This window comes from Acidaminobacter hydrogenoformans DSM 2784 (assembly GCF_900103005.1).
Classification (GTDB): domain Bacteria; phylum Bacillota; class Clostridia; order Peptostreptococcales; family Acidaminobacteraceae; genus Acidaminobacter; species Acidaminobacter hydrogenoformans.
Window position 1 is genome coordinate 88,425 of sequence record NZ_FMWL01000009.1, and the last position, 11,427, is coordinate 99,851.

At 51.9% G+C, this 11,427-nt stretch carries 12 protein-coding genes; 2 read left to right on the top strand and 10 right to left on the bottom strand.

Annotated elements, in window-relative coordinates:
• Positions 1-489: 489 nt before the first annotated feature.
• From BLP63_RS09935 to BLP63_RS09980, 10 genes are all read right to left on the bottom strand, one after another.
• Positions 490-753, bottom strand: a complete 264-nt coding sequence (locus BLP63_RS09935; protein WP_092591084.1) for a hypothetical protein — start codon at positions 751-753, stop codon at positions 490-492.
• Between the two features lie 12 nt (positions 754-765).
• Positions 766-2,136 (bottom strand): TRAP transporter large permease subunit, encoded by a 1,371-nt coding sequence (locus BLP63_RS09940; RefSeq protein WP_092591086.1) that lies wholly within the window; start codon positions 2,134-2,136, stop codon positions 766-768.
• 100 nt (positions 2,137-2,236) lie between these two features.
• Entirely contained in the window at positions 2,237-3,217 is a 981-nt protein-coding gene (locus tag BLP63_RS09945; protein WP_092591088.1) for a D-alanine--D-alanine ligase family protein, read from the bottom strand.
• A gap of 16 nt (positions 3,218-3,233) precedes the next feature.
• A complete protein-coding gene (locus BLP63_RS09950; RefSeq protein ID WP_092591091.1) occupies positions 3,234-4,268 on the bottom strand; it encodes a gluconeogenesis factor YvcK family protein in 1,035 nt (344 codons plus the stop codon).
• Positions 4,265-5,146: an RNase adapter RapZ gene (rapZ, locus tag BLP63_RS09955; RefSeq protein ID WP_330387134.1), complete on the bottom strand. Its 882-nt coding sequence runs from the start codon at positions 5,144-5,146 to the stop codon at positions 4,265-4,267. Before rapZ ends, BLP63_RS09950 begins: the two co-directional genes overlap by 4 nt.
• Positions 5,146-5,997 (bottom strand): PHP domain-containing protein, encoded by an 852-nt coding sequence (locus tag BLP63_RS09960; RefSeq protein ID WP_170829394.1) that lies wholly within the window; start codon positions 5,995-5,997, stop codon positions 5,146-5,148. Before BLP63_RS09960 ends, rapZ begins: the two co-directional genes overlap by 1 nt.
• A gap of 184 nt (positions 5,998-6,181) precedes the next feature.
• Positions 6,182-7,144, bottom strand: coding sequence for a UDP-N-acetylmuramate dehydrogenase (murB, locus tag BLP63_RS09965; RefSeq protein ID WP_092591095.1), 963 nt, complete (start codon positions 7,142-7,144; stop codon positions 6,182-6,184).
• Between the two features lie 195 nt (positions 7,145-7,339).
• Complete coding sequence (locus BLP63_RS09970) at positions 7,340-7,792, bottom strand: MOSC domain-containing protein (protein ID WP_092591097.1); 453 nt, start codon at positions 7,790-7,792, stop codon at positions 7,340-7,342.
• A gap of 23 nt (positions 7,793-7,815) precedes the next feature.
• Positions 7,816-8,781 (bottom strand): GTP 3',8-cyclase MoaA, encoded by a 966-nt coding sequence (gene moaA / locus BLP63_RS09975; protein WP_092591099.1) that lies wholly within the window; start codon positions 8,779-8,781, stop codon positions 7,816-7,818.
• Between the two features lie 51 nt (positions 8,782-8,832).
• Positions 8,833-10,119, bottom strand: coding sequence for a molybdopterin molybdotransferase MoeA (locus BLP63_RS09980; protein ID WP_092591101.1), 1,287 nt, complete (start codon positions 10,117-10,119; stop codon positions 8,833-8,835).
• Positions 10,120-10,395: 276 nt separating this feature from the next.
• Here BLP63_RS09980 and BLP63_RS09985 point away from each other — a divergent pair, with 276 nt between their 5' ends.
• Complete coding sequence (locus tag BLP63_RS09985; protein WP_092591103.1) at positions 10,396-10,965, top strand: MogA/MoaB family molybdenum cofactor biosynthesis protein; 570 nt, start codon at positions 10,396-10,398, stop codon at positions 10,963-10,965.
• A 250-nt stretch (positions 10,966-11,215) separates the two neighbouring features.
• Positions 11,216-11,427: transposase family protein (locus tag BLP63_RS09990; RefSeq protein ID WP_139159756.1), on the top strand; the 212-nt coding region annotated here is incomplete at its 3' end.

Consider the following 11,427-nt stretch of genomic DNA (forward strand, 5'->3'; position numbering starts at 1 on the left):
AAGTTTGACGTCTGGTTGCTTGATTTAATATGCAATTATCGTGCCATAATCATGAAGCGTCATCTCAGTCCATTTTCAGATTCAAGGCTCAAAACAAATAAAAAAGATAAGGATTTACTGTATTTTGGCTATGTTTTTAATGTGTTCAGGTCAAAAGTCAGATAGATTGAGTCATTCTTAACTCACTCAATACCGTCGAGCTTTCTTTAAATTATGCGGCCTTCAGGGTTTCACAAAGGAAAACGAGTCACTTTCAACTCGTTTTAACTAAATGTACGTTTTTCAATTACTCTTCCAGACATTAAAATGCTCAATTTCCAACCTTCAAGCGCTTTCTCATCCGGCCAAATCGTAGTTTCATATGTTTTGATCAAGTTATATTTGACTCATTTTTCCTTGCTTCGATTAATACAGCGTATGAGCGCAGCAAAAAAACCTCCAAATGGAGGCCTTTTTTTGATTCTTATTCATTTTGAAGATTAACCGCAATCATTCACTTTTCTTCTCAATCGACAGCGCATGCAGCCCCGTCAAATAAAATGACACAAGGCCTGCCAGGGTGCCGATGGTCGCGGCACGAATAAAATACGGCATCACCACGCTCTTCGCGCTGACGGCAATGCTGCTGCCCATCTCCCCGCCCACAATCAGGGCTGCCGCGAACATCAAGAAGACAATGCCGCCACCCAGGATGGCGATCAAAATGAAAATGCTGAAAATTGCGCTGACAACGTCTTCAATTCTCTTTTTCATCTGAAACCCCTCCTATAGGAAGACAATCGGCAACAGTCCACCGAGTATCAGAATCGCGACGACGAGATGTACCGCGATCCAGACAAAAGCCAAAGTGGAGGTTTCCCGCATGCCGGACTGCGCAATGCCCATAGCGGCGTACATGGCCAGGGCCAGGGGCGGCGTCATGCCCTCAAGGGCGCCGGTGATGGCTGGCAGTATGGCTGCGGCCAGAAGCGGATTAACACCCACTGCAACGAGCCCTCCCACAATAGCCGCGCCAAAGATCGCAATCTGGGAGGAACCTGGGAGAAACATCCCAAGGAACATGGTCATCATCGGAATGAAAATCACGAGCTGCAGCCGGGTCAGATTCAGTTGGTGTATGTAGTCGCCAAGAGCCGCCCCCACTTTGGCATCCCCAAAAACATAGGAAATGCAGTAGGCGAAGTAGACCGTCGCAGCGACAGGTGCTATGTGGAGCATGGCTTTTCTGAACAGATGGAACAACCGAACCGGCGACAGGTTTTCTTTCTTTTCGCCCATACTGATCAGCAGCGTATAGATCGCCGCCACGCCAGGCGTGAAGAGGATTACCGAGCTTGAAAACGCGCTGGCGCCTTCTTTTCCAATGCGCTGTGTTATCAGGGTCGGACCAAATTTAAAATCAATAAAGAGCGGCAGAAAGATGATTGCCGGAACTAAAAGCGCTTTCCAGCCTCTTCTGAAGGCCTCTCCCACTTTGGGAATCTCCTCGGAAGGTACCGGCGAAACCTTGTAGTATCTGCAAAAGGCATACAGCGTTACAACACGCTGCAGGATAAACCAGATGCCTATGCCCCAAACCACCATCCAAAAGCTCGACAGTGTGTAGGTTTCAGGATAGATGGTATCCAGAACGCCAAACGCCAGCAGGATTGTTCCAGAAGGTGGGATCATGGGGCCAAGGGAGCTCGCGGACATCTCCACCGTCGCGGCCAGCGCAGGCGGAAATTTCGTCCGGATCATGGCCGGAATGGTAAAAACGCCTGTGGCGGCAACATTACCGGGGCCCGTTCCCGAAAGAGAAGCCATAAAGGTGCTGGCCAGCAACGAAACATAACCCGCACCGCCCCTGAAACGACCGACTAAAGACAAAATAAAATCAATAATGTTGGAGACGACATTGGTTTGTCCAAAGATATACGCCAAAGACAGAAAGGCCACAATGGCATAGAATAGCGTATTCGTTGAAGGCCGGATCAAATAAGTGGAAAACTCGGCCAGCTTCCCCAGAATGGCCAGCATAACGACGAAGCCTATGAACATAGCTTCATAAATGGGACGTTTCAGCAGTACAAAGACAACGAGGATGGTTCCCAAAAGCGCCAGAAGGTACATCAGTTCAACAGGCAGTCCGTTCATTTGATTCCTCCCCATACATCAGCATGCCATGCTGAGGCGTCAAGCACGGTGTCCTTAACGTATTGCCTGCTCTACCACGAGCAGGTCTTTTCAAACCCACCTATTTTTCCTTGTGTTTGGTCAGCGCCATAACCAGCATCTTTTGAATCAGCGACTCATAGGTATACCCCGCGGCTTTCGCGACCCTTGGAAAGTCACTGTACTCCGGCTGCATTCCCGGAAGTGTATTGATTTCGAGGAAATAAGGCGTTCCCTCTGCATCCAGACGCACATCTATGCGCGCATACTCATCACAATACAAAGCTTTGTATGCTTTTGCGGCATAGTCCTTGATTCTTTCAGCCACCTCTGGCTCAAGATCCGCCGGGCATTTGACCCCCACCGCGTCTCTTGCTTTGATGTCCACCGTCATAAAGCCTTTGCCATCCGTTGTATCATAGATAATTTCCTGGATTGGCAGGACTTCAGGGTCATCATTGCCCATAACGCCAACCGTAAACTCCCGGCCCGTGATGAATTCTTCGACCAGGGCAGGCTGATTAAAGATCCTGAATACTTTTTCAAGTCCCTTCCTAAGCTGCGCCTCATCATGAACGACGCTGTCCTCGGTTATGCCAAGGCTTGAGCCCTCATGCTCCGGTTTTATGATCAGTGGATATCTTAAAGAGGGCTCCACGGGCTCTTCACCAGTATAAAATACCTGGAAATTTGCCGTTGGGACGCCAACGCTTCGAAACAGCCGCTTGCTGATATGCTTGTGCAGCCCAAAGATATGGGTGGAAAGACCGGAGCCTACAAATGGGATCTCCGTCATCTCCAGCATTCCCACTACATTGGCCTGCTGCATTTTGTTCGTTATGCCAGTGCAGGCGTTGAAGATCACTTCCAGGCCTTCTATGGCTTTGATATCCCTTAAAAGGTCAATGGTCGCCGCTATACGCGTCACCTTATGGCCATTTGAAAACAATGCCTGCTCGATCGCCTTAACTGTCAAATCCATCTGTTCAGAGCCATGAGGGTCTATGGAAATGTCCCTCTTTTTCCCTATATCTGCCGGCGTATACAAGAGTCCAACATGCATGAAAAAACCTCCTCATTTAATGTCCACGATGATAAATCTTAATATCTGCTAGGGCCTCTATCCTCAGCGAGACCTTAAGTGCGTCATGGCGTATGTAGCCCTTTACCACTTCGACATAATCATCCAGCAGCAGCGCAATATCTTTTGTTTCAAAATAAAGCCTGTCGGCAGCCGTCATCTGCACGGGCGCAGCCCACTCTGCCTTATAACGGGATACAATGGCCTCGTCAATGACTGCATTGTTGAACAGCACATGAGTCACCAACCCCGGACCCGCATGAGCCTCCAAAGCTCTATGATAATCCGCCGGACTATAGCCATCCGTCTCCCCCCGCTGAGACATGAGATTTATTATTAAGACCTTGGGCGCGCGCGAGCTTCGAATCGCGTCTGCCACGCCCGCCACCAGCAGGTTTGGCAGAATACTGGTGTATAGGCTCCCCGGCCCCAGCACAATGACATCCGCCTCCGCAATGCTGGTCAAGACCTCATCCAAGGCCTTTGGCTTTTCCGGGACCATACAGACCCGCTCAATCCGGAGTCCGGCGGCGGCTGATTCAAGAGGGATTTTGGACTCCCCCTCTACTACCGTCCCGTCAGACAAAAATGCCTTCAGCCTTACATCCTCCAGCGTCACGGGTAAGACACGCCCCGTGACTGCGAAAATTTCATGGATGAGGCGAATGGCCTCTTCAAAGCTGTTGGAAATGTCGCTGAGAGCGGCAATCATCAAATTGCCGAGATTCTGCCCTCTTAGATGCCCTTCCTTGAAGCGATAATTTAACAGGTCCAGCAGCACCGGCTCCTGGTTCGCCAGGGCGACGATACAGCTTCGAATATCCCCTGGCGGCAGCATGCCCAGGTCCTCCCGGAGAACCCCGGAACTACCGCCGTCATCCGACATGGCGACGACGGCCACTACATCCCGGGTGACCTGCTTGAGGCCACGCAGCAACACAGAAAGTCCGCTGCCGCCGCCGATGGCCAGGATTTTGAGGTCTGAGCGCGGAACTATCAACTCACTTTCTCTTGAAATTGGCGCCCCGCTCATTGTCCGTCAAGCTCCCTGTGATAGACTGCCACCGTCCGCCCCCGGTCCTTCAGCGTCTGCGCCAGCAAATTCCCAAAGGTCACCGACCGGTGTTGACCACCGGTGCAGCCTATGGCCACGACAAGCTGCGGCCGCTTTTCCTTGATGCAAAGCGGAATTAAAAAATCGACCATATCCAGAAGCCGTTCATAATAAGACAAGCTATCCCGGAACTTCATGACGTAGTCCTGCACCTCGAGGTCGTTGCCCGTGAGGCTTCGCAGCTCCGCAATGTAAAACGGGTTGGGCAGCATCCTCACGTCGAACACCAGGTCCGCGTCCAGCGGAATCCCACGCTTGAATCCAAAAGTCTGAACGGAAATACTCATGCTGTCCTCGATCTCCTCAGGCTCAAAAGCCTTCTGAATCTCCGTCCTGAGCTGAGCTATAGTCTTCTGTGTCGTATCAATGATCTTGTCCGACTTCGCCCGGATCGCTTCAAGTCGTTCCCGCTCCATCTCAATCCCCCCTTCAATGCTTCCTGTAGGATTGATAGGATGCGTGCGCCGCGTCTCCTTAAACCGCTTGATCAGCTCCGGCGTCGAGGCCTCAAGGAACAGAATCTGCACTGAGGTGCCACTTTGCCTCAGACCTTCTATGCCGTTTTCGAGGTCATCAAAAAATCGGCCTCCCCTGATATCCGTCACCAAGGCCGCCCGTTCAATGGGTTCCGACTGGTTCTTGACCAGCTCCGCGAACTGCGGAATAAGCGCCGGCGGCATGTTGTCGACGCAGTACCAGCCCATGTCCTCAAAAGACTTCATGGCCTGGCTGCGGCCGGCGCCGGATAATCCAGTGACAATCACGTACCGAATAGGCGTTCCAGTACTCACCGCCATTAGACTTCACCTGCCTTTTCAAAATGAGCCATAACGACGTCCTCTTCTGCGCCTTCTTTAGCGTTCGTGTTCACGTTTGTGTTCGTGTCCGCATCCTCTCCGGTACTTCCATCCGACTGCAGGCAGTTTATAATCCTGCCGCACGGGATTTTTGCCCTGAGTACCCTCTCAATGGCCGGCTCAAACCGCCCAATCATTTCCGGGCGGTGGGCGTCTGAATTGATGGCAAAACGGCATTCGCTGTTTCTGAGCAGGAACAAATCCTCAAAGGTCAAGTGGCCGTGCCGGTTTGCGTTGACCTCCAGCGCCGTCTTTGTCTCAATTGCAGCCTCCGCCGCTGCCAGCACATCAATAGCGCCCTTGGCTCCGGGATGGGTTAAAATTTTTATGTCGTAGTTGCGCATGGCATTGATCACCGCTTTTGTATTCATTTCCTTTGCTTTTTCCGCCGCTTTCCTGGAGAACCGCCCCTCGAAATTCAGGCGGTGCAGGGTGCTGGTGCCCTTGAGGTCTCCGCTGAGGCTCCCGAAATGATAACCCGCCAGCAACACATCTGCCATGCGCAGCATACCCTCGTCCACGTCCAGTCGGCCGTCAGGGTCCATGATGTTGGCCTCCACCCCCAGGAGTGTGCGGATCATGGGATATTTGGCGTTCATTTCATCAATGATCCCACGCATTTCCGCGTATTTCTTGCGCTTGATGCCGTAGGTCAGGTGCTGGGGACCGTGGTCGCTGATCGCCAGAATTTTGAGCCCCCTGGCAATAGCGGCCCGGACGTTGTCCTCGATCGAGCCCTTGCCGTCGCTGTAGGTCGTGTGTGTATGATAATCTGCGTAAATTCTGATCACGTTCAGTCCTCCTCGTGAGGCGAAAAACAGGTGTCTTTGGTGGGGCTGGCTGGCTGGTGTCCGGTGGAATTCTGCCTGGTGTGTTTGGGGATACTCGACCATCGGCATATAAAGTCCTCAGCGTTTAAAGCCTTATAACAAAGTCTTTGCCGATGGTCCCTCTTACCCAAGCACCGCACCCAGCTCACACCTGCTCCGGAACCTCCGGAATGATGCGGACTTCTGGCTCCAGCGTCACCCCATAGATATCCCGCACTGTCTTGCGAACCACGTTGATGAGATGGAGCACCTCCGCTGCCGTCGCGCCGCCATTGTTGACAATAAAGCCGCAGTGCTTCGGACTGACCTGGGCCTTCCCGTAAGAAAGGCCTCTCAGGCCGGCATCCTCAATAAGCTTCCCGGCGAAATGACCCTCCGGCCGCTTAAAGGTGCTGCCGGCGCTGGCTTTTTCAAGGGGCTGCTTTGAGGTTCGCTTTTCTGTCAGGTCGTCCGTTTTCGCCTTGATATCTTCATACATACCCCGGTTCAGCTTCAGACCAACACGAAGGACAACACCCCCCGCTTCCATAATTCGGCTGTGACGGTAGGAGAAGCCCAGCGTGGCGTTGTCAAGGGTCTCAATTTTTCCGTTTGGCATGAGGACATCTGCCCATTCCACGACGTCCTTCATTTCGCCGTCATAGGCACCCGCGTTCATGTAGACCGCTCCGCCCAGGGTTCCCGGGATGCCGGAGGCAAATTCGAAGCCGGCGAGGGACCTGTCCATGAGCTGGCTTGCCAGCTTGGAAAGGAGGATGCCCGCCTCTGCCACGACACGTGTTTCATTGATTTCGACTTTGGTGAGGTTATCCGCAATTCTAAGGATTGCGCCCCGGTAGCCTTTGTCCGAAAACAGCAGATTGCTGCCGTTGCCTATGACCATGTAAGGATAGCCGGCATCCTTCAGCGTGGAGATCGCGTCAGCGGCGCCTTCCACCGTTGCAGGCTCTATCAGGACATCCGCAGGTCCGCCAATCTTAAAGCTCGTCAGCGCGCTGAGGGGCGCGGAGGCTTTGACTTCCTGCCGGGTCAGAGTTTCAAGGAGCTTATTGATCATTTCAGTTGCCCGGGTTTCGTAGTACTCGATATTTAAATTATAAGTCGTCATGTCGACCTCCAGATTAAAAGTAATATTCAAAGAAGACTTAAAAGAAGAGTTTTCTCATCTCAGTTTACCACAGGTTAGCTCCGGCGCGCTATATAAAGGCGGATGCGCAGGGCGGCCCATGCCGGGCGCACCGCAAAAAACCCGGGGGAAGCTGGTTTCCCAGCTTCCCCCGGGTTTTTGAACTTACACTTTAAATCAAAGGGCTCTTAACCCTTCCGCTTCTACAGTGATTGCGTCGCCGGCCTTAATGTCCCCTGCCTCGAGCACTCTGCAGAAGATCCCCTCACGGGGCATGACACAGTCGCCAACCTTGTTTCGAATCTCACAGCCCAGGTGACACTCTTTTCCAATTTGAGTGACCTCCATCAGCGTCTGACCAATCCTCAGCTTGCTCCCAATAGGCAGCTCGTGGAGTATAAGACCCTCCGTCGTGAGATTTTCAGCGAAATCTCCAGGCTTCAGTTCAGGCATGCCGAGCTTTCTCACTTTGTCAATGCTCTCCTCTGCGAGAAGACTGACCATTCTATGCCAGGACCCGCTGTGGGCGTCCCCCACAAGTCCCAGGTCCAGCTCAAAACGCCCAGCTTCAACGGGCTTCTTGACCGTACCCTTTTTTTCGCTGATGTTAACCGATATTATTTTCGCCATAGTCTCCTCCGATTTTCCTCCAATTATCCTCCGATTTTATACATGCCCCTTACAATTGGCACATAGTCGCTTTCTTCCATATGGTGCCGCTCCGGCTTCAGACCAACAGCCTGCTGAATGATAGGGGCGACGTCTTCGCCAGCCCGGATCGCTGCCAGCAAATCAATTTCCTTATCCGAATGCAGACACGGTTTGAGTTTTCCGTCCGCTGTCAGGCGAATGCGGTCACAGTCCGCGCAGAAATTGCAGGAGACGGGCTGTATCAAGCCAATTCGTCCGCTGGCGCCTGGCAACCTGAAATACCTCGCGGGCCCGTCATGAGCTTTTGCAATGTCCGGCACAAGCTCAGGCAGCACTTCGAGAATGCGGTCCGTGGAAATAAAGTGCTCCTCCGTCCAGGTCGCCGCCTCGCCTATAGGCATCAGTTCAATAAACCTCACGTCATACCCCTTCGTCCGGGTCAGCTCTGCAAGTGCCCGGATCTCCGAGTCATTTTCTCCCCCAATCAAGACGCTGTTGAGTCTGATTGGCCAGATCCCGACTCGCTCCGCTTCCTCAAGTCCTTTAAGCACGCGGCTTAAATCACCGCCGCGGGTCATTTCCTTGAAACGCTCCGGATTTAATGTGTCCAGCGACACATTGATCCGCCTGAGCCCAGCAGCCTTCAGCGGCGCCGCCATAGTGTCCAGCAGCACGGCATTCGTGGTCATGGCAAGATCCTCAATGCCCGGAATAGCCGCAAGCTGCGCCACGAGCTCAATAATCCCTTTTCTGACCAGCGGCTCCCCACCGGTCAGTCGGATTTTGTTGATCCCAAGACCCGCCGCCACCCTGGCGACCTCAACGATTTCCTCATTCCTGAGAATACTCTCATGTCCCAATTTATCAGGCATCCCAGAAGGCGGCATACAGTAACGGCAGCGTAAGTTGCACCTGTCCGTCACGGATATTCTCAAATAACGGATTGTTCTTCCATAAGCGTCCTGCACGGGACACCTCCCTTTCTGGACTTGATGCCGTCTTTGCGGCGCTGCGTCCCTCTATAGCAAAAATACCTTCACCCGACTGCCTGCCTTGACTTCGCCTGTTTCAAGAGGCACAACAACATAACCGTCTGCGTTGGCAATGTAAGTAATCAGGCCGGATTTCCCCCGAAGCGGCGCGGCTTCCATTTTCTCCTCACCTTCGGTGAGTCTGACCATGTGATAAGTCGTTCGCCCGTCCTCTGCCCCAATGGTCTCCATTAACTCAGCGTAACAAAAGGGGTGCTGGATGTCAAAGCCAAACTGGTTGACCAACTCGCTGACGAGGACAATGAACCCAACGACGGTAGAAACGGGGTTGCCTGGCAAGAGCACAACGGGTTTCCCCTTCATGGCTGCGACGCCAATGGGCTTGCCCGGCTTGATATTCATCCCGTGAAAAAGCAGGCCATGATCCGACAAGCTTTGGACAACCGCAGGTATATAGTCCTTTTTTCCAACACTGCTGCCTCCGGAGGTAATCAGAATGTCGCACTGGTCGATTTCGCTTTTGACATAGCTTTCAACCGCCTCATAAGTGTCCTCAAGCCGCGTCAGCTTCACAGGCCCCAGTCCCCACTCACGGGCAATGCCAGCGAGCACAGTACCGTTGATGTCCCGTATTTTACCAGGACTCAGCGGCGCGTCAATGTCCACCAGTTCATCCCCGGTTGTCGCAATGGAAAGGCTCGGCGGCACAATGACTTCAACTTCCTTAAAACCCAGCATGCCTAGCACGCCAAGGTCATAGCGCGTCAGACGTCTGCCCCTTTTGATAATCTTGTCTCCCGCCTGGACATCTTCGCCTTTGCGTATAACGTTGGTACCAGGCTGCAGCTGAAAAACGGGCATAGACTTGTCGCCGCTTTGATTCATAAGGTTTTCGAAGCAAATCCGGCCATCCTTTTGTTCTATTTCCTCCAGCTTCACAACCGCGTCAAATCCCTTTGGCAAAAAGCCGCCGGTTGGAATATAAATGCAGCTGTCTTCGAGGTCCACTTCTTCGATTGCCACCTCAGTGCCCATGACAACTTCTCCAACCAGTCTCAGGGATGGACATCCATTTGAAAGGTTCTCCCCACTGGTCAGCTTCCTATGAAGCATTGACGTGTTGACCGCATACCCGTCCACCGTAGATTTATCAAAAGGCGGCATATCCTGGTCCGCATTTAAGTCCATAGCGAGGTAGCGTCCCAGAGCTTCAAACAACGGCACCCGTTCTTTTTTGACGGGACGTTCAGAGAAATGCTGGCGTATCAGTGCTCTTGCGTCATCAATTTCTATCAGCGGACGGATTGGCTTCATGAAAAAGGCCTCCTAAGGGATCAGATCTGTATGTATGGTCAAATGGTTAAATGGTTATATGTTGAATCAAATCGTCAAAATTTTCGATACCTTTATCTAATAGAATTTTAGTATAGTCCGCCCTGAATGTAAAGGCGTTATTCTCCAAAAAATATAGCGAATTCTTGTCACTTTCCAACAAACACTGAGGTATAATAAAAGGGAGCATGCTGGTTTTGCTTAGCAAAGCTAAAAACTTAAGCCTATAGAAATTTAAACGGAGAAGGAGGCTACCTTATGCCCACAAAAACTGCTTATCGCGTTGCCGTCCTCACTGCCAGCGATAAAGGCGCCAAAGGCGAGCGCGAAGATGTCAGCGGCGATTTGATCCGCGCCACCATGAACGACGAGGGCTACGAAATCGCAGAGTCCATATTGGTTGCGGATGAGAGGTCGGAAATCGCGGCTCACCTCAGGCGTCTCAGCGACTCCGGTGACATTGACCTCATACTGACTACGGGAGGAACCGGTTTTTCTCCGCGAGATTTTACGCCAGAAGCGACCAAAGATGTCATTGACCGGGAAGTGCCAGGAATTCCTGAAGCCATGCGACAGAGCAGTATGGAAATCACACCTCGTGGCATGCTGTCCAGAGCTGCTGCCGGGATTCGGGGCAGGACGCTTATCGTGAACCTTCCAGGCAGCCCAAAAGCCGTCGCGGAAAACCTCGAGGTGCTTCTCCTCTCTCTGGAGCACGCCCTGGACATTCTCGTAGGCACCGCCAGGGACTGCGCCAGAGACCGGGAGCAGGAGCAAGACCATGCGCATGGCCATGCGCACGGCCACGAAATGAAGCATCCACATTGAGCGGTTTAAACAAATTTAAAGCATTTTTTTGGGGACAGTCCTTCAGCTTTTCGGTTGGGGACCGTCCCCATTGATTCCCCATTGGTTTGGTTGGTGCCTGTCCCCAACCAAAAACGGCTCTATAATAAATGTTGGGGTGGGTGATTCCTCCCCAGCATTATTTTTTTCAAAAAAATAATGCACTTATATCTTTTGCTCCTTAAAATGTTAGTTGACTAGACAAACATTAAAGAAAGGGGCTTGGATATAAGTGCATCCTCATTCTACCAGTAAACTCTTAGATTTGAAAGATTGTATTATCAACAAAATCGACCATTCTGATTCTTTTATAAGAATTACAATCTCAACCAAGGCCAAGGAGGCTCACTGCCCGGCTTGTGGCAAATTGACTTCAAAGATTCACGACTATCGACATCAAACAATTAAAGACCTCCCCTTGATGTCTAAAAAGACATTGCTGAT